At 69.8% G+C, this 25,696-nt stretch carries 25 protein-coding genes; 15 read left to right on the top strand and 10 right to left on the bottom strand.

Translation table 11 applies throughout. The annotated features are described in order from the left end of the window. Window positions 1-7: 7 nt before the first annotated feature. Window positions 8-874 carry an exodeoxyribonuclease III gene (locus TTY48_RS06820; RefSeq protein ID WP_220656779.1) on the bottom strand — a complete coding sequence of 289 codons (867 nt, stop codon included), beginning with the start codon at window positions 872-874 and terminating at the stop codon, window positions 8-10. A 71-nt stretch (window positions 875-945) separates the two neighbouring features. Between TTY48_RS06820 and TTY48_RS06815 the strand changes: the two genes are divergently transcribed. After that, window positions 946-1,773, top strand: a complete 828-nt coding sequence (locus TTY48_RS06815; protein WP_220656778.1) for a squalene/phytoene synthase family protein — start codon at window positions 946-948, stop codon at window positions 1,771-1,773. On the opposite strand, the gene TTY48_RS06810 is transcribed toward TTY48_RS06815, so the two are convergent. Genes TTY48_RS06810 through TTY48_RS06795 form a run of 4 tightly spaced genes read right to left on the bottom strand, consistent with a single transcriptional unit; the run spans window position 1,715 to window position 5,528 of the window. Continuing rightward, window positions 1,715-2,587 carry an alpha/beta fold hydrolase gene (locus TTY48_RS06810; protein WP_220656777.1) on the bottom strand — a complete coding sequence of 291 codons (873 nt, stop codon included), beginning with the start codon at window positions 2,585-2,587 and terminating at the stop codon, window positions 1,715-1,717. The genes TTY48_RS06815 and TTY48_RS06810 overlap by 59 nt on opposite strands. Then, the gene (locus TTY48_RS06805) at window positions 2,584-3,480 is read right to left on the bottom strand and encodes an alpha/beta fold hydrolase (RefSeq protein ID WP_220656776.1); all 897 of its coding nucleotides are present in this window, start codon (window positions 3,478-3,480) and stop codon (window positions 2,584-2,586) included. The genes TTY48_RS06810 and TTY48_RS06805 overlap by 4 nt, the downstream gene beginning before the upstream one ends. Window positions 3,481-3,489: 9 nt before the next feature. Beyond that, window positions 3,490-4,635, bottom strand: coding sequence for a PDR/VanB family oxidoreductase (locus TTY48_RS06800; RefSeq protein ID WP_220656775.1), 1,146 nt, complete (start codon window positions 4,633-4,635; stop codon window positions 3,490-3,492). After that, on the bottom strand, window positions 4,635-5,528 hold the full coding sequence (locus TTY48_RS06795) for a metal-dependent hydrolase (protein WP_220656774.1): 894 nt from the start codon (window positions 5,526-5,528) through the stop codon (window positions 4,635-4,637). Before TTY48_RS06795 ends, TTY48_RS06800 begins: the two co-directional genes overlap by 1 nt. Window positions 5,529-5,686: 158 nt before the next feature. Between TTY48_RS06795 and TTY48_RS06790 the strand changes: the two genes are divergently transcribed. Together TTY48_RS06790 and TTY48_RS06785 are read left to right on the top strand one after the other, a co-directional pair. Further along, window positions 5,687-6,022 (top strand): helix-turn-helix transcriptional regulator, encoded by a 336-nt coding sequence (locus tag TTY48_RS06790; RefSeq protein ID WP_220656773.1) that lies wholly within the window; start codon window positions 5,687-5,689, stop codon window positions 6,020-6,022. An 11-nt stretch (window positions 6,023-6,033) separates the two neighbouring features. Continuing rightward, the gene (locus TTY48_RS06785; RefSeq protein ID WP_220656772.1) at window positions 6,034-6,519 is read left to right on the top strand and encodes an SRPBCC domain-containing protein; all 486 of its coding nucleotides are present in this window, start codon (window positions 6,034-6,036) and stop codon (window positions 6,517-6,519) included. 81 nt (window positions 6,520-6,600) lie between these two features. On the opposite strand, the gene TTY48_RS06780 is transcribed toward TTY48_RS06785, so the two are convergent. Both TTY48_RS06780 and crtI read right to left on the bottom strand, forming a co-directional pair. Then, window positions 6,601-7,383, bottom strand: a complete 783-nt coding sequence (locus tag TTY48_RS06780) for a DNA polymerase beta superfamily protein (RefSeq protein WP_220656771.1) — start codon at window positions 7,381-7,383, stop codon at window positions 6,601-6,603. A gap of 50 nt (window positions 7,384-7,433) precedes the next feature. Beyond that, window positions 7,434-8,897: a phytoene desaturase family protein gene (crtI, locus tag TTY48_RS06775; RefSeq protein WP_255585545.1), complete on the bottom strand. Its 1,464-nt coding sequence runs from the start codon at window positions 8,895-8,897 to the stop codon at window positions 7,434-7,436. Between the two features lie 82 nt (window positions 8,898-8,979). On the opposite strand from crtI, the gene TTY48_RS06770 reads away from it, so the two are divergent. Beyond that, the gene (locus tag TTY48_RS06770; RefSeq protein WP_220656769.1) at window positions 8,980-11,025 is read left to right on the top strand and encodes a heavy metal translocating P-type ATPase; all 2,046 of its coding nucleotides are present in this window, start codon (window positions 8,980-8,982) and stop codon (window positions 11,023-11,025) included. A gap of 59 nt (window positions 11,026-11,084) precedes the next feature. On the opposite strand, the gene TTY48_RS06765 is transcribed toward TTY48_RS06770, so the two are convergent. Further along, window positions 11,085-11,408, bottom strand: a complete 324-nt coding sequence (locus TTY48_RS06765) for a hypothetical protein (protein WP_220656768.1) — start codon at window positions 11,406-11,408, stop codon at window positions 11,085-11,087. Window positions 11,409-11,863: 455 nt separating this feature from the next. Here TTY48_RS06765 and dnaK point away from each other — a divergent pair, with 455 nt between their 5' ends. The 6 genes from dnaK to TTY48_RS06735 are packed head-to-tail and all read left to right on the top strand — an operon-like array spanning window position 11,864 to window position 16,991. Beyond that, window positions 11,864-13,705: a molecular chaperone DnaK gene (gene dnaK / locus TTY48_RS06760; RefSeq protein WP_220656767.1), complete on the top strand. Its 1,842-nt coding sequence runs from the start codon at window positions 11,864-11,866 to the stop codon at window positions 13,703-13,705. Further along, on the top strand, window positions 13,705-14,295 hold the full coding sequence (gene grpE / locus TTY48_RS06755; RefSeq protein ID WP_220656766.1) for a nucleotide exchange factor GrpE: 591 nt from the start codon (window positions 13,705-13,707) through the stop codon (window positions 14,293-14,295). Before dnaK ends, grpE begins: the two co-directional genes overlap by 1 nt. Before the next feature lie 16 nt (window positions 14,296-14,311). Next, window positions 14,312-15,505, top strand: a complete 1,194-nt coding sequence (gene dnaJ, locus TTY48_RS06750) for a molecular chaperone DnaJ (RefSeq protein ID WP_220656765.1) — start codon at window positions 14,312-14,314, stop codon at window positions 15,503-15,505. Continuing rightward, entirely contained in the window at window positions 15,505-15,903 is a 399-nt protein-coding gene (locus TTY48_RS06745; protein WP_220656764.1) for a heat shock protein transcriptional repressor HspR, read from the top strand. Before dnaJ ends, TTY48_RS06745 begins: the two co-directional genes overlap by 1 nt. A gap of 21 nt (window positions 15,904-15,924) precedes the next feature. Further along, on the top strand, window positions 15,925-16,185 hold the full coding sequence (locus TTY48_RS06740; RefSeq protein ID WP_220656763.1) for a hypothetical protein: 261 nt from the start codon (window positions 15,925-15,927) through the stop codon (window positions 16,183-16,185). A gap of 44 nt (window positions 16,186-16,229) precedes the next feature. Continuing rightward, the gene (locus TTY48_RS06735; protein ID WP_220656762.1) at window positions 16,230-16,991 is read left to right on the top strand and encodes a S1/P1 nuclease; all 762 of its coding nucleotides are present in this window, start codon (window positions 16,230-16,232) and stop codon (window positions 16,989-16,991) included. 2 nt (window positions 16,992-16,993) lie between these two features. On the opposite strand, the gene TTY48_RS06730 is transcribed toward TTY48_RS06735, so the two are convergent. Further along, window positions 16,994-18,142, bottom strand: coding sequence for an FAD-binding oxidoreductase (locus TTY48_RS06730; protein WP_220656761.1), 1,149 nt, complete (start codon window positions 18,140-18,142; stop codon window positions 16,994-16,996). Window positions 18,143-18,375: 233 nt separating this feature from the next. Between TTY48_RS06730 and TTY48_RS06725 the strand changes: the two genes are divergently transcribed. From TTY48_RS06725 to TTY48_RS06705, 5 genes are all read left to right on the top strand, one after another. After that, the gene (locus tag TTY48_RS06725) at window positions 18,376-19,266 is read left to right on the top strand and encodes an SGNH/GDSL hydrolase family protein (protein ID WP_220656760.1); all 891 of its coding nucleotides are present in this window, start codon (window positions 18,376-18,378) and stop codon (window positions 19,264-19,266) included. A 156-nt stretch (window positions 19,267-19,422) separates the two neighbouring features. Continuing rightward, window positions 19,423-21,975 (top strand): ATP-dependent chaperone ClpB, encoded by a 2,553-nt coding sequence (gene clpB, locus TTY48_RS06720; protein ID WP_220656759.1) that lies wholly within the window; start codon window positions 19,423-19,425, stop codon window positions 21,973-21,975. A gap of 91 nt (window positions 21,976-22,066) precedes the next feature. Further along, complete coding sequence (locus tag TTY48_RS06715) at window positions 22,067-23,104, top strand: alpha/beta hydrolase (protein WP_220656758.1); 1,038 nt, start codon at window positions 22,067-22,069, stop codon at window positions 23,102-23,104. A 19-nt stretch (window positions 23,105-23,123) separates the two neighbouring features. Next, window positions 23,124-23,504 carry a PPOX class F420-dependent oxidoreductase gene (locus TTY48_RS06710; RefSeq protein WP_220656757.1) on the top strand — a complete coding sequence of 127 codons (381 nt, stop codon included), beginning with the start codon at window positions 23,124-23,126 and terminating at the stop codon, window positions 23,502-23,504. A gap of 197 nt (window positions 23,505-23,701) precedes the next feature. Next, a complete protein-coding gene (locus TTY48_RS06705) occupies window positions 23,702-24,463 on the top strand; it encodes an endonuclease domain-containing protein (protein WP_220656756.1) in 762 nt (253 codons plus the stop codon). 68 nt (window positions 24,464-24,531) lie between these two features. On the opposite strand, the gene TTY48_RS06700 is transcribed toward TTY48_RS06705, so the two are convergent. Further along, window positions 24,532-25,683 carry a glycerol dehydrogenase gene (locus tag TTY48_RS06700; RefSeq protein ID WP_220656755.1) on the bottom strand — a complete coding sequence of 384 codons (1,152 nt, stop codon included), beginning with the start codon at window positions 25,681-25,683 and terminating at the stop codon, window positions 24,532-24,534. Between the last annotated feature and the right edge of the window lie 13 nt (window positions 25,684-25,696).

Below are 25,696 nucleotides of genomic sequence, written 5' to 3'. Positions count from 1 at the left end.
AGGAAGGCTATTTCTGCTGGGGCAGCTTCGCGCCCCTGGGTGACACGCGCCCGGCCGACGGTGGCGGCACCATCGGGCCGACGTCACCGTCGGGAGCGGTGTCCAGGTCCAGGATCACGGGTGCGTGGTCGCTGGGGCCCTTGCCCTTGCGTGCCTGTCGGTCGACCCACGCGGCGGCCGTGCGGTCGGCGACCGAGCCGCTCGCGAGGATCAGGTCGATCCGCATGCCGAGGTTCTTGTTGAACATGCCGGCCCGGTAGTCCCAGTACGAGAACACCTGCTCGGTGGGCCAGTGCTCGCGCACCACGTCACGGAGCCCGAGGGCCTCCAGGGACCGCAGCGCGTCCCGTTCGGGCGCGGTCACGTGCGTGTGCCCCACGAACGCGGCCGGATCGAAGACGTCCTCGTCGGTGGGTGCGATGTTCATATCGCCGCACACGAGCTGCGGCACCGAATCGGCCTCGACCTGATCCCGCAGCGCCGCCAGCCATTCCAGCTTGTACAGGTAGTGGTCGGAATCGATCTCGCGGCCGTTGGGCGTGTACAGCGAGTGCACTCGAATCCCGTTGCACACCGCCGAGATCGCCCGCCCCTCCACGATGCCGTCGAACGCGGGCGCCCCGGGGATGCCGACCACCACATCGTCGAGCCCCACCCGCGACAACACGGCCGAGCCGTTCCACTGCGGCTGGCCGGCGGTGGCGAACTCGTAGCCGCGCTCGGTGAGATCGGGCCCGATCAGCGTGCCGAAGACGTCGTCGGTCAGCTTGAGCTCCTGCAGGCACACCACATCGGGCTGCCGCGAGTCCAGCCATTCCAGCAGCCGGCCGTGCCGCTGCTTGACCGAGTTCACATTCCAGGTGGCGACGCGCATGCCTCCACCGTATCGGTCGGGTCCGACAGGCCATGGGTGGACGTCGGCGGCCGTCGGGGAGAATCGGGGACATGGATCCCACCGAGCGGTACACGGCGGCGGCCGTCGCGGCCTCCGCGGTCGTGATCCGCCAGTACTCGACCTCGTTCTCGATGGCCAGCAGGATGATGCCGCGTCGGGTGCGGCCGCACATCACCTCGATCTACGGCCTGGTGCGCGTGGCCGACGAAGTGGTCGACGGCGCCTGCGCCGTGGATCCGAGGGCCCATCTCGACGGCCTGGAGTTCGCCACCGAACGCGCGATGCAGACCGGATTCAGCACCGATCTCGTGGTGCACGCCTTCGCGAACACCGCCCGCACAACCGGATTCGGGACCGAGCTCACCCGGCCCTTCTTCGCCTCGATGCGTGCGGATCTCACGCCCGCGCCGCATACCGCGGAGTCCCTGGCCGAGTACATCCACGGCTCCGCCGAGGTGGTGGGGCTGATGTGCCTGCGCGCCTACCTGCACGGGGTGGCACCGTCGGACTACGAGGCGCTCGCTCCCGACGCCCGACGGCTCGGCGCGGGCTTCCAGAAGGTCAACTTCCTGCGCGATCTCACTGATGACGAGCTGCGCCTCGGCCGTGCCTACCTCCCCGAGCTCACAGCGCAGGCGTACGCCGAGGCCCTCGCCGACGCCCGCACCGATCTGGAGCAGGCCCGACGGGGCATCGACCGGCTCCCGCGAGACGTCCAGCGCGGTGTGCGCGCCGCCGCCGATCTCTATGTCGCTCTGCTGCGCCGCCTGGAGGCAGCCGGGCTCGACGGTGCCCGGGCCGGCCGCATCCGGGTCCCGGCTACTGCGAAGCTGCTCGCCGTAGCTCGGGGGTCGCGTTCCGGGCGAGGAACTCGGTGAGCAGCGCGTCGAACTCGGGCGCGCATTCGAGCTGCGGCATGTGACCGACGCCGGGGATCAGGTGTCCCTCGGAGTGCGGGATCAGGGCGCGGGCGGCGTCCAGGTGCGCGGGCGGCAGGATCTGGTCCCGGTCGCCCCACACGATCAGAGTGGGCCGCGGGGTCTTCGCGATCGCGGTCTGGAGGGCGTCGCGCCACTCCTGCTTCACGCCGCCCAACACGGAACCGAGAGTGTCGGCGGTGCGCCAGGTGGTGAGCCCGGCGTCGGTCTCCCGGGCGATGGCCATCGCGTGATCGATCCGCGCGCGAGTCGCGAAGGACTTGTCCGCGAAGATCAGTCGCTCCTGGATGATCGCGGACAGCCGGCTCGGAACGGTGGCCATGAGCTTGCCGATCACCGGCAGGCCGAGCAGACGCAGCAGCGGCGTCACCTCTTTACCGAAACCGGCGGAGTCGACCAGCGTCATCGTCGCGACCTGCTCCGGGCGTTGCGTGAGCAGCGTCATCGTGACCGCGCCGCCCAACGAATTGCCCACCACGTGAACAGGGCCGGTGACCCCCAGGGCGTCCAGGGTCTCGCCGACGCCGCGGGCCAGGGCCTCCAGTCCGGCACCCTCGGGATGCGGGGCGGACCAGCCGTAGCCGGGCAGATCCAGTGCGACGAGCCGGAACTCGCCGGACAGGGCCTCGAACTGCGGATCCCAGTCGTCCAGGCTGCGGGTGATGCCGTGCAGCAGCAGGACGGTGGGCTTGGACTCGTCGCCCTCGACGCGCACGCGCGCCCATCGGCCGTTGACGGAGATGGTCGAGATCATCGGTTGGCCTCGATCCACTCGGCGGTGACATCGGCCACGGGGGCGGGGTTCTGCGCCACCACCCAATGCCCGCCGGGCACCGAGACGTGCCGCGACTTCGGCGAGTGCTCCAGGCCGGCCAGCTGCAGCGGCGGCGTCACGAACAGATCGCCCTCGGGGGTGACCACCTGCACCGGCACGGTGGTGTCGGCCGCGGCCGGCTTGAGGAACGGGCCGGGCATGTTGGCGCGGTACAGGTTCAGGCCGTTGGTGAAGTCGCGGTCGGTGCGCGTGTAGCCCTCGGCGGTGCGGCCGCCGGTGCCGCGCTTCTCCAGGGTCTCGATCAGTTTCTGTCCCCAGCCGCGCCGGTACAGGGCATCCGCGAGACCGGGGGCGAGGAAGAACGGGATGTAGGTCGATCCGGCGGCCTGGCGCAGCCGGGCGGGCAGATCCGCGGGGCGGCGGGCGCCCTGCAGGTACTCGCCGGCGTGGTTGAGGTTCGGGCCGGAGATCGAGGTGTAGCTCGCGGTCTTGTCGGCCACCGCCGGGTCGACCACCGCGTGCCAGCCCTGGATCGAGCCCCAGTCGTGGCCCAGCAGGTGCACCTTGGAGCGATCGCCGGAATGCTCGCGCACCGCGTCGATCACCTTCGAGACATCGGAGATCAGCCGATCGAAGCGGTATCCGGCCTTGCCGGCGGGCGCCTCGGACTCGCCCGCGCCGCGCACGTCGTAGGTGTACACGTTCGCGCGACCGGACAGCGAGTCGGCGACACCGTCCCACACATGGTGGTTATCCGGGTAGCCGTGGATCGCGACCACTGTGGGCAACGCGGAATCATGTTCGCCGTAACGGAATCCGGCGAGGGTGAGACCGTCGGACGTGGGCACGTCGAAGCGGGTCTGTGCAGTCATGAATGCCTTCTAGAGGTTGATGGTGAGGTGATCGCCGGCGGCGCGGGAGACGCAGGTGAGCATCTGTCCCTGCTCCCGCTCGAAGGGCGTCAGGGTCTGATCGCGATGGTCGACGGTGCCCTCGGTCACCGTCACCCGGCAGGTGCCGCAGAAGCCCTGCTTGCAGGAGTACGGGGCGTCGGGGCGCACCTTGAGGATGGCGGCGAGGAGCGTCTCGTCGGCGGCCACGTCGATCGTCTCGTCGGTCTCGGCGAGCGTGGTGGAGAAGGGCTTTCCGTCGACCACCGGAGGCGCCGAGAAGCGCTCGTAGTGCAGCTCGACGTCGGTGCGGCCGATGAGGCCGACCCGCAGCGACTCCAGCATGGGGATGGGGCCGCAGGAGTACAGCGCCGTGGGGCCGGGGGTGTCGCCGATCAGGATGTCGGCGGTGGGGATTCCGTGCACGTCGTCGGTGCGGATCTCCACCTTGTCGCCGAACTTCTCGACTTCGGAGATGAACGGGATCGTGTCGGTCGAGCGGCCGGTGTAGAGCATCGACCAGTCGAGGCCGAGCCGCTCGGCGGCGATCATCATCGGCAGGATCGGCGTGATGCCGATGCCGCCGGCCACGAAGCGCAGATGCTGTGCGGGAGAACCGTGTCCGGGCACCGCCATCGGCATGCCGTTGCGGGGGCCCTTCACCGTCACGGTGGCACCGAGGTGCAGCGTCTCGTGCACCTCGACGGAGCCGCCACCGCCGTTGGGGATGCGGCGCACCGCGATGCGGTAGGAGTCCGGTTCGGCGGGGTCGCCGCACAGGGAGTACTCGCGCATCCTGCCCGACGGCAGCATGAGGTCGAGGTGTGCGCCGGGCGTCCAGCGGGGGAGCGGCGTACCGTCGGCCGATTCGAAGGTGAGGGCGACCACGTCCTTGTCGTGCGCCACGATCTCCCGGCCGATCACCCGAAGCTGCCGCGACGTGTCCGGTTCGGCGAGCTGCCGCGGCCGCATCAGGTGCGCGAAGGCGGGAATGGTGGTGCCGAAGAAGGCATTGGCGAAGCGCAGCAACGGATCACGCTTCCATCGCCCGTACAGGTGCGGCGGAACCTCGGTGACGGGCTCGCCCCACGGCCGGAAGACGGACGGCGACGTGCGCCCCTTCTTGGGGTCGGTCATCAGTTGGCCGCCCGGGCCGCCGGAGAGGTGGCGAGGTAGGCGACGGCCTGCGCGGTGGATCCGATCGACGCGGGGTCGAAGTGCGGCTTGAAGTAGATCAGCGTGAACTTCACGATGTCGCGCAGCTTGGGCAGGATGTTCTTGCGCGAGCCCTTGAGGTACTCCCACCACAGCCGCGGGTACGAGTAGCTGAAGTTCGGATCCTTGCGGAGCATGAAGCCGGAGGACCGGTGCAGCGCCAGCACCAGGAAGACGATGCCCACGATCATCGCGCGGCAACGGTGGAAGTAGCTGGGGTCGAAGTAGTTCGCCACATCGTGCGCCACGCTGCGGTGCTCGACCTCTTCCGCGCCGTGCCAGCGGCAGATGTCGGCCATCGTGGGGTCCACGTTGTAGTCGTCCCACGCGTTGTTCAGGGCGAAGACGCCGAGGATCGCGGTGTAGTGCTCGACGGCGGCGATCAGCCACAGGCGCTGCACCATGTCGTTGTACTGCGCGCGGTCCGAGCGGTAGGTGCGCGGCGCGAGGATCTTGCGGAAGACGTACTCGAACTGCCGGGCGACCGGCGTGGTGTCGATGCCGCAACGCGCGAGGTACTCGGACAGCGCGCGGTCGTGCGATTCGGCGTGCATGGCCTCCTGGCCGATGAAGCCGCGCATGGTGCGGGCGAGGTTCTCGTCCTTCACGTAGGGCAGCGCCTCGTTGTAGACCTCGCAGAACCAGCGCTCACCCTCGGGGAGTACGGAGTGCAGGATGCTGCTGATGATGTCGCTGGCCACGGGCTCGCCGGGGATCCACTCCAACGGAGTGTTCTCCCAGTCGAAGGTGACGTTGCGGGCGTGGATCTCGACCTCGGCGGGCTCGTGTTCACGGGCCGTTGCACGGGAGCTCATCGCTGCCTCTCCTTCCGTGGGTGTCTTGACATTCAACACCCAAGTGTCGAGCAAACGGTACCAGTTCAAGTGAGAGAGTCCAGCCCGGAATCTATCAATTCCGACATCTGAGGATGTTCGCTTGAACACATCCCTGCGCACGGCTAATCTACAACCTGATGGTTGTAGATGAATTGACGCCGGACGAGGTCGATCGCCTCTTCCACGCGCTTGCGGACCGCACGCGCCGCGACATCGTGGTGCGGGTGATCGGGGGCGAACGATCGGTCTCCGAGCTCGCTCGGGGATACGAGATGAGCTTCGCCGCCGTCCAGAAGCACGTGGCCGTCCTCGAGAGGGCGGGCCTGGTCACCAAGGTGCGACGGGGCCGCGAGGCCCTGGTGCGACCCGACATCACGGCCGTCCAGCGCGCGCAGCGGCTGCTGCGCGAGTACGAGGAACTCTGGCTCGGCCGGGTGGCGCGCATGGACGCGTTGCTCGACGAGCCTCGATGAAGGAGTGAGAGATGCCCGTTCTGTCCACCGCGAGCGACCGCGAGGCGCTGACCTTCGATCTGGTCGCCGAGTTCGCCACCTCCCCCGAGAAGGTCTGGCAGCTGTGGGAGGACCCCCGGCTGCTGGAGAAGTGGTGGGGTCCGCCCACCTGGCCGGCCACCTTCGTCCGCCATGAGCTCACCCCGGGCGGCCAGTCGCGGTACTACATGACCGGACCCGACGGTACGAAGGCCGGCGGATGGTTCGCGACGCAGTCCACCGACGCACCGTCGACCTTCACCTTCCGTGACGGTTTCGCCGGCGAGGACGGCGAGCCGGTCGACCCCGAGGACTACTCCACGACCACCGTGGTGATCACGCCGGCGGGAGAGGTCACCCGGATGAACGTGACCGCGACCCATCGATCGCTCGAACAGCTGGACCGGGTGCTGGAGATGGGTATGGCGGAGGGGATGACCGAGGCGATGAATCAGATCGACGCCCTCCTCGCGGAGTGAGTCCTCACGAATTCGGGTCCTGCGGGGCGACGCGGCAGAATTCTGCCGCGTGCGCCCGCCGGACCCGAATTCGTGAACGCGTCACCAGCCCCAGTGCGTGCGCTGCGCCGCCACCGCCCACGCGGTGATCCGCGGAACGTCGGCGCGCTCGGGCAGCGGGCAACCGTCGTCGAGCAGTGACCGCACCGCCCGCTCCAACCGATCGATCTCCGCGGACACCTCCGCCCGCGGCACCTCGCCGCGCTTGACGGCCAGCACGCGCTCGCGCTGCGTCGGCTCCAACGGCAGGGTGAGCGTCCCGGCCGAGGCGATCTCGTGGCCCTGGTACGCCAGGCGCAGCGCGTGACTGCCGTACTTGACGTCCCAGCCGTACCGTTCCACCAGCTCCGGCCGGTTCGGCACACCGCTGGCACGGCCCAGCATCCGCTGGTGCTGCGAGTGCATGTAGCCCAGGAACCGCTCCACCGACTGCCGGGACAGGAAGGCGCCGCGCAGTGCTCGCAGTGAACGGCCGAGGGCGGTCACCTTCACCAGCGACTCCTCGGGCGCGTACAGCGGCAGGAGCACCGTCGGGTTGCCCTTGACGGCCAGGCGCAGGTACTTCCGCAGGCTGTACATCACCAGGTCGGTATCGCCCGGACCGCTGCGCACGCCCTCGGGCTGGGTGCGCCAGATGTAATCGGCCCGCGGCTCCGGCACGCCCAACAGCGAAGCGGGCGGCTCCAGGTAGACCCCCAGCTCGTCGTGATCGTCGGTGCCCGCGATCGCGATGCCGTGCACGTCGGAACCCACGACGGAGCGCAGGATCTCGCCCTGCATCGCCACGTCGCGGTCCCCGTACTCGACATTCGCTCGATCTGACATGGGCGCGACGCTACCCGGGGGAGTGCGCTGCGCTCCAGCGATTTTCGCTGCTACCGAGCGATCGCGCCGGCGGCGAGCCGGCCCGAGATCAGCGCGGGAGGCACACCGACACCGGGATGGGTCAGCGAACCGGCGAGCACGGCGTTGGCGATACCGGGAACCCGCTGCGGGCGCCGCAGCGGACCGGTCTGGGTGATCGTGTGCGCCGCCGCGAACGGGGTTCCCGCCGAAAGTCCTTGGCGCGCCCAGTCGGCGGGGGTATCGATGCGCAGGAACTCGGCGGTGTCGATACCGCGGTAGCCCCGCGCGGCGAGAACGCCGAGGAAGTCCCGCACGTAGTCCCCGCCCACGGTGTCCCAATCCAGCGGGGCCGATTCGAGATTCGGGCACGGCGCCAGAACGGAGACCGGGCCGGGTTCGCCGACGGTGACCGACGGCCGGGTGATCAGGAACGAGGGATCGCTCATCAGCCGCCCCCGGCCGCGGGTGGCCGTGATCTCGGCGAAGGTGCGCTCCCACGCGGCGCCGAAGTCGAGCGTGTGATGCGCCTGGGTGGGCCAGTGCTCCTGCAGGTCCGGGTCGACGTCCAGGTGGACGACGACGGCCGACGGGGACAGCCGGACCTTCCGGCGCGGCGGTCGTCCACCCAGCGGCGCCAGCAGCCAGTCCGCGATCGGAGCGTCGGCGGTGACCACGACGGCGTCGAGGGCCAGCCGGACATCGCGGTCCGCGCGGGCGCGCAGCCCGCAGACCCGGCCTCGTCGGCCGTCCAAGCCGAGCACGTCGTGGCCGAGCAGTACCGTGCCGCCCGCGCGTTCCACCTGGCGTGCCATCACCTCGGCGACCCGCCCCATTCCGGCGCGCGGGTACCAGACGCCCAGGCCCACATCCATGTGCGAGATCACGGCGTACACCGCGCGCGCCGCCGCGGGACTGACGCCCGCGTACAGCGCCTGGAAGGTGAGCATGCGCCGGGCCCGCTCGTCGTCCACCCGCCGGTCCACCTGGCGCTGCATGGAACTGAGCGCGCCGAGCCGGACGATGCGGCCCAGGGCCGCCAGATCGCGCGGATTGGCGTAGGACCGCAGCGCCGCGTCGCCCGCGATGAAGCGCGGATAGGCGGCGTCGAACATCGCCTGTTGCCAGGCGAAGTGCTCGGGGGTGTCGAGGTCCTCGGGGACGTGCAGCACGCTCGGGCGGTCGTGGCCGGGGAGTGCGGGGAAGCGGCCGGCGTAGGCCGGACGCACGGGCAACAGGTCGAGCTCCGCTTCGGCGGCGGTGCGGTCCAATCCGCCCGCGGCGAGCGCGTCGAAGGCCAGCTCGGGCATCGTCAGCACGCTGGCACCGGGATCGACGAGATGCGCGCGGCCGTCGGCGCCGTGGAGGGTGGTGGTTCCCGCGCGGCCGCCGGGGGCGTCGGCGCGCTCGATCACGGTGACGCGATGTCCCGCGCCGATCAGATGCAGCGCCGCCGAGAGTCCCGCCAGTCCCGCTCCGATGATCCCGATGTGCACGGGCGGCAAGCCTACCGACCTCCGGAAACTTCGATCGAAGAAATATATTGCAATTCATGCATATGTCACCTACGCTGATCCCATGAGCGCAGAACACGACCACGACTCCGGCCATTCGGCGCGCTGGGAGATCGGCTTCGCCATCGCCTCGGGCGTCACCTATGTCAGCGGCATGATCGCCGAATACGCGCTGGACCAGCCGTCCATCGCCACCTTCTTCTTCCTCGCCACCTACTTCTTCGGCGGCTACTTCACCATCCGGTCCGCGATCCACTCGACCCTCAACGGCAAGTTCGAGGTCGACTTCCTGATGCTGGTCGCCGCGATCGGCGCCGCCTCCATCGGCCGCTTCGCCGAGGGCGCGGTCCTGCTGTTCCTGTTCAGCCTCGGCCACGCGCTGGAGGAGTACGCCCTGGCGCGCGCCTCCAAGTCGATCGAGGCATTGGCCGAGCTCGCGCCGCGCACCGCGCTGGTGCACACCGGCGGACCGTCGAACCTGTCCGGCGAGTTCGCCGAGAAGTCGGTCGACGACCTGGCGGTGGGCGATCTCGTGCTGGTCCGCCCCAACTCCCGGGTGAGCGCCGACGGCTTCGTGGTCGACGGCCGCTCGGCGATCGACCAGAGCGCCGTGACCGGCGAGTCGATGCCGGTCGAGAAGGAGCCCGTGGGCAGTCCCGCAGCCGCGGCGGCCCGGCCCACCACCGTGCCCTCCGAGCACCGCGTCTTCGCGGGCACCGTCAACGGCTCGGGCGCCCTCGTGGTGCAGGCCACCGCACTCGCCAAGGACTCCACGCTGAGCAAGGTGGTCGAGCTGGTGGCCTCCACCGATCAGGCCAAGTCGCCCACGCAGCGCTTCCTCGACAAGTTCCAGCGCATCTACGTCCCCGCGGTGATCGCCTTCGTGATCGGCGTTTTCCTGGTGGGCTACTTCGGATTCGGTAACCCGTTCACCGACGCCTTCTACCTGTCGATGGCCGTCCTGGTCGCCGCGAGCCCGTGCGCCCTGGCGCTGGCCACCCCATCGGCGGTGCTGGCCGGTGTGGCCCGCGCGGCCCGCGCCGGTGTGCTGATCAAGGGCGGTGCGCCGCTCGAGACGCTCGGCCGGGTCTCGTCCATCGCCTTCGACAAGACCGGCACCCTCACCTGGGGCGAGCCGCAGGTCACCGACACCGTCGCCGCCCCCGGCGTGGAGCTCGACGATCTGCTCGCCACCACCCTGGCCGTCGAGAAGCTCTCGGACCACCCGCTGGCCGCGGCCGTCTCCGACGGCATCGCCGACCGCACGAAGACGCAGCTCACCGCCACCGATCTCCAGTCCGTGACCGGGCGCGGCGTGCGCGCCAAGATCGACGGCGAGGAGGTGGAGATCGGCAACGCCCGGCTGTTCACCGACGCCGAGATCGCGCTCGATGACGTTGCGGCGGATATCGATCGGCTCCAGGCCGGCGGTCGCACCCTGATGATCGTGCGCCGCGGCGGCCGCTTCCTCGGCGTGATCGGCGTGATGGACACGCCGCGCCGCGAGGCGGGCGAGGTGCTCGACCGGCTGCGCGAGTCCGGCATGACCGACATCGTGATGATCTCGGGCGACCACCAGCAGGTGGCCGACGCCGTCGGCAAGGAGGTCGGTGTCGACCGGGCCCTGGGCGGCCTGCTGCCCGAGGACAAGGTCACGCAGATCAAGGGCATGTCGGGCAGCAAGGCCGAGCCCGCCGGTCCGGGTGCCCGACGGTGCGCCATGGTCGGCGACGGCGTCAACGACGCCCCCGCGATGGCGCAGGCCGATGTCGGGATCGCCATGGGCGCCGCCGGATCCGCCGTCGCGCTCGAGACCGCCGATGTCGCCCTGATGAGCGACGACCTCGGCCGGCTGCCCTTCGCGGTGCGGCTGAGCCGGCAGACCAGCCGGATCATCCGGCAGAACCTGATCGCCTCGCTGGGGATCGTGGTCTTCCTCATCATCGTCACCTTCATGGGCCTGCCGATGGGGCCGGTGGTGTTCATCCATGAGGGTTCGACGCTGATCGTCGTGGCCAATGCGCTGCGCCTGCTCCGCTTCGACATCGGCAAGGAGCACGCGGGTGTGGAGCACGAGTCGCGGCCCGAGAAGGTGCCCGCAGCGGCCTGATCGGTGAGGGAGCGTGTCCCCCGGTGCCTGTGGGCGCCGGGGGACACATCTGTCGGTGGTCAGGTGAGCTGCGCGTGCATGAACAACGCGGCCAGCGCGAGTACGACGCCGCAGAAGCCTCGGCACGGGCCGCGGCCGAACGCGGTCCCGACGGCGGCGGCTATCGGGACGGTGAATCCGGCGAGCATGGCGATCGACAGGAGGGTGTCGACGTCCGGGTACTCGCGGGTGCCGCCGGCGGTGTCGAACTCCGACTCGGGATCGACGGGCAGCGCGGAGACCATGAGTACCAGGACCGCGATCGCGGCGCCGGTGATCCCGGCGGCGATCTGGGCGATGCCGCGGCGGACGGCATCTCGATGAGTAGTGACAGCGGTAGTCACACACCGATTCCACCCCGGCGACCGCCCCATCGGATCAGTGGAACTACTCGAATCGGCATGTGGTTTCTACGGTCGTCCCCCACGCCACGCCGATCCGCGGGCGATCCGGTCGGTCCCCCACGGGAGATCGTTCCTGCGGTGGGGGAGGCGCCGGGCTGGGAGGGAATCGGTGCCGCGCGGGGGACGACGGTGCCGCCGGTCGCGCCCCGTCGGGGAACCCGGCTGCCTGCGGGAACAGGCCCACCGTCAGGGTTGCGCGAAGTGCGCTCAACTTTTTTCGGAAATCGGGAACAACATCTGCGGACCGCTCGTTGGAACTCACGTAGGACTTGAGTGGCCTGCGCTCAATGAGGTAGAACGGAAGCGTTCGCCCCTTGAGCCGGGGGCGCTGAAGTCTAACGAGCAGGCAAGTGAAACCCAACGGCCGCGAACCGGCCGGAACATAGGAGGAAAGTATGGGACGTGCAGTAGGCATCGACCTCGGCACCACCAACTCGTGCGTCGCAGTCCTCGAGGGCGGCGACCCGGTCGTGATCGCCAACGCCGAGGGCTCGCGGACCACCCCGTCGGTGGTCGCCTTCGCACGCAACGGCGAGGTCCTGGTGGGCCAGCCCGCCAAGAACCAGGCCGTCACCAACGTCGACCGCACCATCCGCTCGGTCAAGCGCCACATCGGCACCGACTGGACCGTGTCCATCGACGACAAGAACTACACCTCGCAGGAGATCAGCGCCCGCACGCTGATGAAGCTCAAGCGCGACGCCGAGGCCTACCTCGGTGAGGACGTCACCGACGCGGTCATCACCGTGCCCGCGTACTTCAACGACGCCCAGCGTCAGGCCACCAAGGAAGCCGGCCAGATCGCCGGCCTCAACGTGCTCCGCATCGTCAACGAGCCCACCGCCGCCGCTCTGGCGTACGGCCTGGACAAGGGCGAGAAGGAGCAGACCATCCTGGTCTTCGACCTCGGTGGTGGCACCTTCGACGTCTCGCTGCTGGAGATCGGCGACGGTGTCGTCGAGGTCCGCGCGACCTCGGGCGACAACAACCTCGGTGGTGACGACTGGGATCAGCGCATCGTCGACTGGCTGGTCGAGAAGTTCAAGGCGCAGCACGGCATCGACCTGACCAAGGACAAGATGGCCATGCAGCGTCTGCGCGAGGCCGCGGAGAAGGCGAAGATCGAGCTGAGCTCGGGCCAGAGCACCTCGATCAACCTGCCGTACATCACGGTGGACGCCGATAAGAACCCGCTGTTCCTCGACGAGAACCTCAGCCGCAGCGAGTTCCAGAAGATCACCAACGATCTGCTGGAGCGCACCCGCACCCCGTTCCAGGCCGTCATCAAGGACGCCGGCATCTCCGTGGGCGACATCGATCACGTGGTGCTCGTGGGTGGTTCCACCCGCATGCCCGCCGTGACCGAGCTGGTCAAGGAGCTCACCGGTGGCCAGGAGCCCAACAAGGGCGTCAACCCGGACGAGGTCGTCGCCGTGGGCGCCGCCCTGCAGGCCGGCGTGCTGCGCGGCGAGGTCAAGGACGTGCTGCTGCTCGACGTGACCCCGCTGAGCCTCGGCATCGAGACCAAGGGTGGCGTGATGACCAAGCTCATCGAGCGCAACACCACCATCCCCACCAAGCGCTCGGAGACCTTCACCACGGCCGACGACAACCAGCCGTCGGTGCAGATCCAGGTGTTCCAGGGCGAGCGTGAGATCGCTGCGCACAACAAGCTGCTCGGCAGCTTCGAGCTGACCGGCATCGCGCCGGCTCCGCGCGGCGTGCCGCAGATCGAGGTCACCTTCGACATCGACGCCAACGGCATCGTGCACGTGACCGCGAAGGACAAGGGCACGGGCAAGGAGAACACCATCAAGATCTCCGACGGCAGCGGACTGTCGCAGGAGGAGATCGACCGGATGATCAAGGACGCCGAGGCGCACGCCTCGGAGGACAAGGCTCGTCGCGAGGAGGCGGAGACCCGCAACCAGGCCGAGTCGCTGGTCAACCAGACCGAGAAGTTCCTGTCCGAGAACGCCGATAAGGTTCCGGCCGAGAACAAGGAGAAGGTCGAGGCCGCCATCAAGGAGGCGAACGAGGCCCTGCAGGGCACCGACATCGCCGCCGTGAAGGCCGCCGTCGAGAAGCTGTCGACCGAGTCGCAGGCTCTGGGCCAGGCGCTGTACGCGCAGGCCGGTGCCGAGGCTCAGGCTGAGGGCGCCGAGCAGTCCGCGCAGGCGGACGACGGTGTCGTGGACGCCGAGGTCGTCGACGAGGATCCGAAGGACGCGAAGTAATGACGACCCCCGAGAATCCGGTGGATCCGGAAGAGGTGAACACGGAGGCTGAGGGGGTCGAGGCAGGGACTGTCACGGCCGCGGCGGAGGAGTCCGCCGCGGCCGAGGCCGACAGCACCGACGCACCGTCGGACGAGGTCGCCGAGCTGACCGCCGATCTGCAGCGCGTGACCGCCGAGTACGCCAACTACCGCAAGCGCACCGCGCGCGATGTGGTCGACGCCCGCGCCGCGGGCAAGGCGTACGTGGTGGCCGAACTGCTGGTGGTCCTCGACGATCTCGACCGCGCACGCAGCCACGGCGACCTCGAAGCAGGCCCGCTCAAGTCCGTGTCCGACAAGCTCGACGGCGTGCTCGCCGGACTCGGTCTCGAGTCCTTCGGCGCCGAGGGCGACGAGTTCGATCCGTCCATCCACGAGGCCGTCCAGCACGAGGGCGACGGCGCCGATCCCGTCCTGGGAACGGTGCTGCGCCAGGGCTATCAGATCGACGGCAAGGTGATCCGCAACGCGATGGTGGCCGTGGTCGACCGTCCCGAGTCGGATGCGTCCGGCGCGGGCGCGACCGGCGCCGATCAGGAAGAGTCCTAGAAGGAGGTGATGCCCGGTGACCCAGAGGGAATGGGTTGAACAGGACTTCTACAAGGAACTGGGTGTCAGCTCCGATGCCAGCCAGGACGACATCAAGAAGGCCTACCGGAAACTGGCCGCCGAGCTGCACCCGGACCGCAATCCGGGGGACGCGAAGGCGGAGGAGCGGTTCAAGCGCGTTTCCGAGGCGAACTCGGTGCTGTCGGATCCGGCCAAGCGCAAGGAGTACGACGAGACCCGGCGCCTGTTCGGCGGCGGTCGATTCGGCTCCGGCGGTGGCGGCTTCGGTACCGGCGGCTTCGGCAACACCGGTGGCGGTTCGGGCGGCTTCTCGTTCTCCGACATCTTCGACGGCGCCACGAACGGCGGCGGCGGTGGATTCGGGGACATCTTCGAGGGGCTGTTCAACCGTGCCGGTGGCGCGGCTCCGGGCCCCGGTCCGCAGCCCTCGCGGCCGCGGCGGGGCAACGATCTGGAATCCGAGATCACCCTCGGCTTCCGGGACGCCACGCTCGGTGTCACCACACCGATCACGCTGACGTCACCGTCGCCTTGCACCACCTGCCACGGCTCTGGCGCCAAGCCGGGCACCAGCCCGCGGGTGTGCCAGTCCTGCAACGGTTCCGGGCTCGTGAGCCGGAACCAGGGAGCGTTCAGCTTCTCCGAGCCCTGCCCGGACTGCCGCGGCACCGGCTCGGTGATCGACGATCCCTGCACCGATTGCAACGGCACCGGCGTCACCGTGCGCACCCGCACGGTGAACGTGAAGATCCCGCCCGGCGTCAAGGACAGTCAGCGCATCCGCCTGGCCGGCCAGGGACAGGCCGGGATGCGCGGCGCACCGTCGGGCGATCTGTTCGTGACCGTGCACGTGAAGGCGGACGACGTCTTCACCCGCAACGGGGACGATCTGCTGGTGACCCTGCCCGTCAGCTTCTCGGAGCTGGCGCTGGGCGCCACGGTCACCGTGCCGACGCTGGCGCAGCCGGTGGGCGTGAAGATCCCCGCGGGCACCACCGACGGCCGCACCCTCCGGGTGCGCGGTCGCGGTGTGCCCAAGCGGTCGGGCGGCCACGGCGATCTGCTGGTCAAGGTGCAGGTGGCGGTGCCCTCGTCGCTGGACGATGCGGCACAGGATGCGCTGCGCGCGTACGCGGAAGCGGAACGGGCCTCCGGCTTCGATCCGCGGAGCGGATGGGCGGGTGCGTAATGAACCGACCTCCGGAGATTCCTGACGATCCGGACGCCCACGTCTTCATGATCTCGGTGGCCGCACAGCTGGCCGGGATGCATGCACAGACACTCCGCACGTACGACCGCCTCGGGCTCGTGAAGCCCGAGCGGTCGGCGGGCGGGGGCCGGCGGTACTCCACCCGCGATGTGGACCTGCTCCGCGAGGTGCAGCGACTCTCGCAGGACGAGGGCGTGAACCTCGCCGGCATCAAACGGATCATCGACCTGACCAACCAGGTGGACGCGCTGCAACGGCGCGTGCAGGAACTGACCACGCAGCTCGAGAACGTGCACCGCACCGGTGCCGAGCTCGTGCACGTGCCCAAGTCCAGCGCGCTCGTGGTGTGGCAACCGCGCACCCGGCGCCGCGACTGAATCGGTGGCAGCATCGCTCCCATGAGCGAGCGCATCGTCTTCCGTCGCAGCGACGGCGGCCGGACCACCGTGCGGCACCACCCCACCGACGACGGGGCCGGCTTCCGGCTGGCCATCGTCGACGGGGAGGTGCCGGACGAGGCGACCGTCGACCCGGCGGCGCTGTACTTCATCGACGACTACGACCCGCGTTCGCTCGTGAGCGACGCGGGTCTCGTCGTCTCCTGCGGCGAACCGCCGCACTTCGGGACGTGGGAGCGCCTGGACGCCTGGCCCGTGTGACGGCTCGGGTTGCGGGCTCCGTCCCCGGCCCTGATAGTTATCGTATGAAACGAATCGCGACGGTCCTGGCCACCGCCACCGCCCTGACGTTCGTCTCCATCGCCCCGGCCTCCGCCTGGGGCGTCGAGGGCCACGGCATCGTGGGCTCCGTGGCCGCCGCGCGGCTCAGCCCCGCGGCCACCGCGGAGGTCGCGAACCTGCTACAGGGCGAACCGAATCCGACGCTCGCCGGTGTCGCCTCCTGGGCCGATGACTACCGCTCCACCCCGGAGGGCGCAGCAACCGCGCCCTGGCACTTCGTGAACATCGCCGAGAACGGCTGCGTCTACGCACCCGAGATCAACGGCTCCGGCGGCGCCAACGTGATCGAGACGATCCGCAACCAGACCGCGATCCTCGCCGACAAGTCCAAGCCCGCCGACCAACGCCGCGACGCACTGAAGTTCCTGGTGCACTTCGTCGGCGACATCGAGCAGCCCATGCACACCGGCTACGCCAAGGACCGCGGCGGCAACAGCGTCAAGCTCACCTACAACGGCAGGTCCACGAACCTGCACGCGGTCTGGGACTCCGGCCTGCTCGACGGCGGCAGCGGCGCCCGCGTCACCGCGCTGCCCGCGCCGCAGACCGGATCGACCGACCCCGCACAGTGGGCGCAGGAGAGCTGCCGGATCGCGGTGGACGCGTACCCGTCGTCGTCGGTGATCGGCGCCGACTACACCGCGAAGTACCGCCCGATCGCCGAGGCGCAACTTCGGCTGGCGGGGGAGCGGCTGGGGCGCCTGCTCACCGACACCCTCGGCTGACCTCAGATCGGATCGTGCAGAACCTCATCGGGATCGGCGCCGGCGCGCAGCGCGGCGTCGCGGGCCGAGTGGACCAGGCCGGACGGTCCGGCGATGAGCACCCGCTGCTCGCGCAGATCCAGCCCCGCCATCGCCTCGACCACGGAGCCGTGCCGCAGCGGCAGGGCCCGCGCCGGCGTGGCCGGCGTCTTGAGCCACCACGGATCCCGCCGCGTATCGGTCACCTGGGTGATCCGCAGCCACGGGTTGGTGGCGGCCAGCATCGCGAGCGATTCCGCGTCGTACAGCAGTCCGGGCGAGCGAGCCCCCATCAGCAGGTGCACGTCGGGATTGTTCGCGCTGGCGGCCATCGCCAACAGGATCGACTTCATCGGCGCCAGCCCGGTGCCGCCCGCGATCATGGTGACCGGCCGCGTACCGTCGACCCGCATCAGCCCGTGTACCTGGCCGAACTGCCACTGATCCCCGGGCCGGGTCTCCGAGTGCACGGTGCTGGACAGATCGCCGCCGGGTACCGCGCGCACGTGGAACTCCATCTGGCCCTGCGTGTTCGGCGGCATCGCCAGGGAGAAGGGGCGCCACTGCCGGGGCACCTGCGGGATCTGCGTCTCCACGTACTGTCCGGGGCGGAACAGCAGGGGCTGCTCGGCCACCAGGCGCACGACGGTGAGCCCGGGGTGCGGCCGCAGCACGTCGACCACCTGGGCGCTGCGGCGCGCCGGCGTCGGATCGGAGTGGGCGCCGCCGCGCATCACGCCGGTCATCAACTGGATCGCCTGGTCGAGCACCGCGGTGTCGTCGGCGTCGAGTCCGCCGTGCGGCTGGTAGACGGCGTGCACCTCCGCCGAGAGCGCCGTGCCCATGGTGGCGTAATGCGCCTCGGTGAGCCCGTACTTGCGGTGGTCGCGGCCCAGCTGGGCGAGGAACTCGATCAGCTCCTCGTGGTCCTCGGCGCGCGGGATGGTGGTGAGCACGTGGTCGAGCACCCGGTAGAAGACATCGCGGTGCGAAGACATGCTGGCGGGGAACAGGTCGCGCAGCGACGGATCGAGTGCGAACAGCCGCGCGAAGAGGTGCTTGGTGAACTCGTCCGACAGCGGACGCAGGTCGTTCGCGATCTGCGTCAGACCGTGCCGCGAATGCGAACCCACGACTCTCACGCTCCTGCTGCTGGCATCAGTTTCCGACCGGGCCATCCTACCTGCGGATTCGGGGCACCACCCGGACCCTGTGACACGGTTGCGAAGTGTGTCGCATCTTGGTCACGGTCGCGGTGTCGGTATGGCTGCGCGGGCCCCTGGTCGAGTACATTTCAGGGCGTCGACCGCGAGGCGCAGGCCGGCGGAAGTGATCTGTCGCGAATCCCGCGGCGAGGTGTTCGCACATGATCGAGAGAAGGGCTATCCGCATGGCCGGACTGCGTGGTCGGAAGAACCTGCGGCGCTGGGGCTACGGCCTGGCGATCGGAGCGGGAATGGCCCTGGCGCCCTTCGCCGCCGCCCAGGCCTCCGCGGAACCGACGCCGCCGGCCGCCGAGGTCCCCGCCGTCGCGAAGGCTCCCGCCGCCAAGGTCTCGGTCGTGAAGGCTCCCGCCGCCACGACGCCCGCCATCCGCGCCGCGGTCGCGAAGGTCCCCGCCGCGACCGCCACCGTCGATAAGGCCGTCGTGCAGCGGGTGGCCGTCGAGCGCCCGGTCGCCCAGCGCGCGCCCGTCCAGCGTCCGGTGGCACAGCCCAAGTCGCAGCGATCAGCGGACCGTCGCTCCATCGTGGTGATCGGCGCGTCGATCTCCACCGGCTACGGCGTCTCGAAGACCTCCGCCTACCCGAGCCGGGTGAGTGCCGAGACCGGCCGCCCGGTGTACGTGAGCGCCAAGACCGGCGCCGGGTACGCGGACGGATCGATCGCCCGCCTCACCTCGGCCGCGAACCTGCCCGCCCGGAACCCGGGCCTGGTGGTGCTGCAGGCCGGGTCGAACGACGTCGGAGTCCCCGACGCCGTGGTGGCCGGACAGGTCCGGAAGGTGGTCCAGACGGTGCGCGCCCAGGCGCCGCGCGCGCAGGTCGCGGTGGTCACCGTGTTCCCGTCGGTGCGCAGCGGCGCGGCCGCCAACCGCACGGACGCGACGATCATCGACGCCGCCCGCTCGGTGGACCCGTCGGTGAAGGTCATCTCGCCGCTGGGTGAGGGCTGGCAGTACCCGGCGCAGGCCGATGGTCACCCGGCCGCCGGTGCACATGCCCAGATCGCGGAGCGCGTGGCCGCCCTCGCCTGATTCGGCGCACCCGTGCCGGGGTGCTGCGAAAAATTCTCTGCCTTGAGTGGAACAGACTCAACTCTTGGTGCGTTGTTCTCTACATAAGGGCATACTTGAGCCAGTAGGGCTCAGGTTGCACGACATGTTCGAGACGACCCAGGAGGGCACAGAAGAGTGGATTCGTTCAATCCCACCACCAAGACGCAGGCCGCGCTCACCTCGGCTCTGCAGGCGGCATCGGCCGCGGGCAACCCGGAGATCTCTCCGGCGCACCTGCTGGTCGCGCTGCTGGACCAGACCGACGGCATCGCCGCGCCGCTGCTCAAGGCGGTGGGCGTCGATCCCGTCACCGTGCGCAACCGTGCGCAGGAGCTCGTGGACCGCAAGCCCAAGGCCAGCGGTTCCACCACGCAGCCGCAGCTGAGCCGCGAGTCACTCGCGTCCATCACGGCTGCGCAGAAGCTCGCCACCGAGATGGGCGACCAGTACGTCTCCACCGAGCACGTGCTCTACGGCCTGTCCGAGGCCGGCGGCGAGACCGCCCAGATCCTGGTGAACGCCGGCGCCACCCCGCAGGCGATCCGGGAGGCCTTCACCGCCGTCCGCGGTAGCGCGAAGGTCACCTCGCAGGATCCCGAGGGCCAGTACCAGGCCCTGGAGAAGTACTCGACCGACCTCACCGCGCGGGCCCGCGAGGGCAAGCTCGACCCGGTCATCGGGCGCGACAACGAGATCCGTCGCGTGGTCCAGGTACTGTCCCGCCGCACCAAGAACAACCCGGTGCTCATCGGCGAGCCCGGCGTCGGCAAGACCGCCATCGTCGAGGGCCTGGCCCAGCGCGTGGTGACGGGCGACGTGCCCGAATCGCTGCGCGGTAAGACGGTGATCTCGCTCGACCTGGGCGCGATGGTCGCCGGCGCGAAGTACCGCGGCGAGTTCGAGGAGCGGCTCAAGGCCGTGCTGGACGAGATCAAGAATTCGGCCGGGCAGATCATCACCTTCATCGACGAGCTGCACACCATCGTGGGGGCCGGTGCCACCGGCGATTCCGCGATGGACGCGGGCAACATGATCAAGCCGATGCTGGCGCGCGGCGAGCTCCGGCTCGTGGGCGCCACCACGCTCGACGAGTACCGGCAGTACATCGAGAAGGACGCCGCGCTCGAGCGCCGCTTCCAGCAGGTGCTGGTGGGCGAGCCCTCGGTCGAGGACACGATCGGCATCCTGCGCGGGCTCAAGGAGCGGTACGAGGTGCACCACGGTGTGCGCATCACCGACTCCGCGCTCGTCTCGGCCGCATCGCTGTCGGACCGGTACATCACCTCGCGCTTCCTGCCCGACAAGGCGATCGACCTCGTCGATGAGGCCGCGTCGCGCCTGCGCATGGAGATCGACTCCCGCCCGGAGGAGATCGACGCGGAGGAGCGGCTGGTCCGTCGCCTCGAGATCGAGGAGATGGCGCTGTCGAAGGAGACCGACGCGGCCTCCGTCGACCGGCTGGAGAAGCTGCGCGGCGAACTCGCCGACCACAAGGAGAAGCTGGCGCAGCTGAATTCGCGCTGGCAGAACGAGAAGTCGGCGATCGACTCGGTGCGCACGCTCAAGGAGCAGCTCGAGAACCTCAAGGGTGAGTCCGAGCGCGCCGAGCGCGACGGCGATCTCGGCCGCGCGGCGGAGCTGCGCTACGGCCAGATCCCCGCGCTGGAGAAGGAGCTCGACGAGGCGGTGGCCCACTCGGGCGCCGCGTCCGACGGCGACGTCATGCTCAAGGAGGAGGTCGGCCCCGACGACGTGGCCGACGTGGTCTCCGCCTGGACCGGCATCCCCGCCGGCCGCATGCTCGAGGGCGAGACGGCGAAGCTGCTGCGCATGGAGTCGGAGATCGGCAAGCGCGTGATCGGCCAGGAGGCCGCCGTGGAGGCGGTCTCGGATGCGGTGCGCCGCACCCGTGCCGGCGTCTCCGATCCGAACCGTCCCACCGGCTCGTTCCTGTTCCTCGGCCCCACCGGCGTGGGCAAGACGGAGCTGGCCAAGGGGCTCGCGGAGTTCCTGTTCGACGACGAGCGCGCCATGGTGCGCATCGACATGTCCGAGTACGGCGAGAAGCACTCCGTCGCACGGCTCGTCGGCGCGCCTCCCGGGTACGTCGGCTACGAGGCCGGCGGCCAGCTGACCGAGGCCGTGCGGCGCCGCCCCTACACGGTGGTGCTGTTCGACGAGGTCGAGAAGGCGCACCCGGACGTCTTCGACGTGCTGCTGCAGGTGCTCGACGAGGGCCGTCTCACCGACGGCCAGGGTCGTACCGTGGACTTCCGCAACACGATCCTGATCCTCACCTCCAACCTCGGTGCGGGTGGCGATAAGGACCACGTGATGAACGCGGTGCGCGCGAAGTTCAAGCCGGAGTTCATCAACCGGCTCGACGATGTGCTCATCTTCGACTCGCTCGATTCCGGCCAGCTGACCGGCATCGTGGACATCCAGCTGGACCAGCTGCGCAAGCGGCTGTCCCAGCGCCGGCTCGACCTGCAGGTGTCCGACGAGGCGAAGTCCTGGCTCGCCGAGCGCGGTTTCGACCCGCTGTACGGTGCGCGGCCGCTGCGCCGCCTGGTGCAGCAGTCGATCGGCGACCAGCTCGCCAAGTCGCTGCTCGCGGGGGATGTCCGCGACGGCGATCCGGTGAAGGTCACCGTCAGCGACGACGGCGACCGGCTGATCATCAGCTGACCCGCACACGATGAGCGGGCGCGACCACACGGTCGCGCCCGCTTTCGTGTGTCCGGGGGCGCCGCGGACGGTTCGGTGACAGGCTGGAGCCATGACGATCACCCCGCACACGGTGCGCACGGAACGGCACACCACCGGCTACCTCGCGTCCGGGCCGGACGACGGTCCGCTGCTGATCCTCTGCCACGGCTGGCCCGAGCTCTCGCACTCCTGGCGACACCAGCTCCGTGCGCTCGGCGAGCTCGGATTCCGCTGTGTGGCACCGGACATGCGGGGCTACGGAACCTCCAGCGTGCCCGCCGAGAAGGCCGCGTACCGTCGGGAGGAGATCGTGGCCGACATGCTGGAACTGCTGGCCGCCCTCGGCCGCAGCACCGCGATCTGGATCGGCCACGACTGGGGCTCACCCGTCGTCTGGAACATCGCCACCCACCATCCCGAGGTGGTCGACGCCGTCGCCTCCCTCAACGTGCCGCACTTCCCCTCGGGCGGACCCGGGCCCGTCGATCTGATCGACCGCGCGAAGTACCCGGCCGACGAGTACCCGTACGGTCAGTGGGACTACCAGGTCCAGTACCTCAAGTCCTTCGACGCGATCACGGCCCAGTTCGAGAGCGACATACCGCATTTCATCGCCGCCCTGTTCCGTCCCGGTGATGCCTCGCACCTCGACGGCCCCGGTCCCACCGCGCTGATCAGCCGCAACGGCGGCTGGTTCGGCGGTGGACCCGTGCCGCAGCTGCCGATCGACCCCGCTGTGCTGACGCCGCAGGACCATGCGATCTACGTCGCCGCGTTCGAACGGAACGGCATGGCGGGCCCCAACTCCTGGTACGTCAACGGTCCCGCCGATGCCGAGTACGCCTCCCGGGAACTCGCCGGCGGGCGGATCGATGTGCCGGTGCTGTTCCTGCACGGCCGCTACGACGCCACCCTGGAGACGGTGCGCTCGCGGCTGGCCGATCCGATGCGCGCGGCGTGCTCCGATCTCACCGAGGTGATCGTCGACTCGGGGCACTGGATGGCGGAGGAACGTCCCGCCGATGTCAATGCGGCGCTCGTCCGCTGGATCGCCACCCGCGTGCCCGATCGGTGGCCCGGTCCGGCGGAGCTGCACTCCGCGGGCTGACCGCGTCTACGCTGATCCCATGAGTGCAGCCACCGTCGCCAGTGTCGCCGACGCCAAGTACGTCATGCTCACCACCTACCGCAAGGACGGCAGCGCGGTGGCCACCCCGCTCTGGGCCGTGCGCGACGGTGCCGATCTGGTGATGTGGACCGTGACCGACTCCTGGAAGGTCAAGCGGATCCGCAAGAATCCGGCCGTCCTGGTGCAGGCCTGCGACGCCCGCGGCAAGAAGACCGAGGGCCCGCAGGTCGCCGGTGTCGCGGAGATCGTCGACGGCGGTGACGCCGGCACCCAGATCCGCAGCAAGTACGGCATCCTCGGCTGGCTCACCGTGACCGGTTCCAAGATCCGACGGGGCGCGAACGGCACCGTCGGGATCCGGGTCCGCGACGCCGCCTGACCCTCACCGAGGCGATCTTCGGTGCCGAACTGCGGCGGAGACTCCAGATTCCTCGCAGTTGTGCACCGAAGATGTGTGGTTGGGGACCATCGGCGCTGCCGATGCGTCCAATGGATGTGGCGATTCGCACTCGGGACTTGAACGCGGTGGCATCACCGCACCTGGTTCGGAGTGCGTTTCGACAGGTGCTCCACGGCGTGCGCTCGCCGGTCGGCCGCGAGATCACACTGCGTGATCGCATCGACGCCGTCCTGCTCCTGTACCCGGATGCGGTCTTCTGCGGGTGGACCGCTGCGGCTCTGCATTCGGTGGCCTACTGCGCAGGGAAGCCGACGGAGGTGTGGCTGCCGGAGCATCGCCGCCGCCGAGGGCTCGTGATCCGCCGCTGCGTTCTCCCGGAGGAGGACGTGGTCGACGTCGACGGCGTCGCCTTCACGACCGGGGTGCGCACCGCGGTCGATCTGGCCCGTTACGTCCCGGGTGATGATGCGGTCGCGGCAGTCGATCAGTGCCTTCGCTTCGACGAGGCGGGCCGAGCGGCAACCACCGTCGAGGAGATGCGGCGGTACCTGGACCAGCACCGGAACCTGCATCGATCGCGCCGCGTCGCGGCCGTGCTGGGGGCGGCGGACGGGCGGGCGGAGTCGCCACCGGAGACGCACACCCGGCTCGCGCTGCACCGCGCGGGCCTGACCGTCTTCGAGCCGCAGGTGGCGATCGATCGCGGGCGGTTCCGGGTGGATCTCGGTGCGGAGGAGTACCGGGTGGCAGTCGAGTACGACGGCGCCCACCACCGTGATCCTGAGCAGCACCGACTCGACGTCGAGCGGTGGAACACCCTGCGCTACGACTACGGCTGGGACATCGTGCTCGCTACCGCGTCGTCACTCGGCGGCGGTCGCGATGCGCTGATCCGACGCGCGCGGGCCGCCCTGCGTGACCGTGGCTGGAGCGGCTGAGCATCTTCGGTGCCGAACTGCGGTGACAACACATCTCTGCGTCGCAATTCGGCACCGAAGATGTGAGGTCAGTGGGGGGCGATGTACTTCACCGGCTCGGGGAGACCGCGCTCGATGCGCACGCGACGGGAGATGGCCTCCACGGCCTTGAGGGCGTCGACGACCTGCGCGGGCGTCACCGGCGAGGGCAGGTTGTGGATGGTCTCCGCCGCGGCGGTCGCGGCCTCGGCGATGGCCTCCAGCTCGGTGGTGTTCTCGGGCGTGAGGCCGATCTCGGTGAGCGAGTTGGGAAGTCCCACCTGCGTGGTGAACTCGATGAAGTCCTCGATCTCCACCGACGGTGCCCCCTCCAGCACCAGCTGCGTGACCGAGCCGATGTTCACCTTCTGACCGTGAGTGAGGCCGTGCGTCTGCGGCGCGGCGGTGAGACCGTTGTGGATCGCGTGCGCGGCGGCGAGACCGCCGGACTCGAAGCCGAGGCCGGAGAGCAGCGTGTTCGCCTCCACCACCGATTCCAGCGCCGGGGTCACCACCTTGCTGCGGACGGCGTCGATCGCCAGGAGTGCGTTCTCCCACAGGATGTCCCACGACAGCTCGGCGAGCGCGGTGCCCGCGCGGGTGGGGCGACCGCCCGCCATCGTGGTGCCCCGTCCGCGGCGCGTGGCGCGGGCCTCGATCCAGGTGGCCAGCGCATCGCCGATGCCCGCCACCAGCAGGCTCACCGGGGCGTTCGCCACCAGCTGGGTGTCGATTAGCACCAGGTCCGGGTTCCGTGGGAAGAAGCGGTACTCCAGGAATTCGCCCGTCTCCGTGTAGATCACGGCGAGCGTCGAGGTGGGCGCGTCGGACGAGGCGGCGGTGGGAACGCTCACCCAGCGGATGCCGGCGAGGTGCCCGGCGGCCTTCGCGGCGTCGATCGCGGACCCGCCGCCCACGCCGAGGATCACGTCGTGGCCGCCGGAGCTGATCGTCGCCACCAGCTCGTCCACCGCGGCCGGCGTCGCGAACTGCTTGAAGGGCACCCGCGTCACGGCGAGCCCGGCGGCGTCGAAGCTGGCGCTCACCCCGTCCTGCACGATGCCCCACACGGTGTCGTCACTCACGATCAGGGGAGTGGACCCCAGCTTGGCGACGTGCTCGCCGAGGGAGTCGAGAGCGCCTCGGCCCTGCACGTAGCGGGACGGGCTGGCGAAGATCGCGGTGCTGACGGTGTCGGACATGCGTGGCTCCTCG

Source organism: Tsukamurella sp. TY48 (assembly GCF_019656655.1).
GTDB classification, from domain to species: domain Bacteria; phylum Actinomycetota; class Actinomycetes; order Mycobacteriales; family Mycobacteriaceae; genus Tsukamurella; species Tsukamurella strandjordii.
The sequence above is the reverse complement of the archived record's forward strand: the minus strand, read 5'-3'. Positions and strand labels throughout refer to the sequence as shown.

Bases quoted from the DNA above. Each gene is read 5' to 3' on its own strand.
- TTY48_RS06820 (WP_220656779.1), bottom strand. From the start codon at position 874: ATGCGCGTCGCCACCTGGAATGTGAACTCGGTCAAGCAGCGGCACGGC.
- TTY48_RS06815 (WP_220656778.1), top strand. From the start codon at position 946: ATGGATCCCACCGAGCGGTACACGGCGGCGGCCGTCGCGGCCTCCGCG.
- TTY48_RS06810 (WP_220656777.1), bottom strand. From the start codon at position 2,587: ATGATCTCGACCATCTCCGTCAACGGCCGATGGGCGCGCGTGCGCGTC.
- TTY48_RS06805 (WP_220656776.1), bottom strand. From the start codon at position 3,480: ATGACTGCACAGACCCGCTTCGACGTGCCCACGTCCGACGGTCTCACC.
- TTY48_RS06800 (WP_220656775.1), bottom strand. From the start codon at position 4,635: ATGACCGACCCCAAGAAGGGGCGCACGTCGCCGTCCGTCTTCCGGCCG.
- TTY48_RS06795 (WP_220656774.1), bottom strand. From the start codon at position 5,528: ATGAGCTCCCGTGCAACGGCCCGTGAACACGAGCCCGCCGAGGTCGAG.
- TTY48_RS06790 (WP_220656773.1), top strand. From the start codon at position 5,687: ATGGTTGTAGATGAATTGACGCCGGACGAGGTCGATCGCCTCTTCCAC.
- TTY48_RS06785 (WP_220656772.1), top strand. From the start codon at position 6,034: ATGCCCGTTCTGTCCACCGCGAGCGACCGCGAGGCGCTGACCTTCGAT.
- TTY48_RS06780 (WP_220656771.1), bottom strand. From the start codon at position 7,383: ATGTCAGATCGAGCGAATGTCGAGTACGGGGACCGCGACGTGGCGATG.
- TTY48_RS06770 (WP_220656769.1), top strand. From the start codon at position 8,980: ATGAGCGCAGAACACGACCACGACTCCGGCCATTCGGCGCGCTGGGAG.
- dnaK (WP_220656767.1), top strand. From the start codon at position 11,864: ATGGGACGTGCAGTAGGCATCGACCTCGGCACCACCAACTCGTGCGTC.
- grpE (WP_220656766.1), top strand. From the start codon at position 13,705: ATGACGACCCCCGAGAATCCGGTGGATCCGGAAGAGGTGAACACGGAG.
- TTY48_RS06745 (WP_220656764.1), top strand. From the start codon at position 15,505: ATGAACCGACCTCCGGAGATTCCTGACGATCCGGACGCCCACGTCTTC.
- TTY48_RS06740 (WP_220656763.1), top strand. From the start codon at position 15,925: ATGAGCGAGCGCATCGTCTTCCGTCGCAGCGACGGCGGCCGGACCACC.
- TTY48_RS06735 (WP_220656762.1), top strand. From the start codon at position 16,230: ATGAAACGAATCGCGACGGTCCTGGCCACCGCCACCGCCCTGACGTTC.
- TTY48_RS06725 (WP_220656760.1), top strand. From the start codon at position 18,376: ATGATCGAGAGAAGGGCTATCCGCATGGCCGGACTGCGTGGTCGGAAG.
- TTY48_RS06715 (WP_220656758.1), top strand. From the start codon at position 22,067: ATGACGATCACCCCGCACACGGTGCGCACGGAACGGCACACCACCGGC.
- TTY48_RS06710 (WP_220656757.1), top strand. From the start codon at position 23,124: ATGAGTGCAGCCACCGTCGCCAGTGTCGCCGACGCCAAGTACGTCATG.
- TTY48_RS06700 (WP_220656755.1), bottom strand. From the start codon at position 25,683: ATGTCCGACACCGTCAGCACCGCGATCTTCGCCAGCCCGTCCCGCTAC.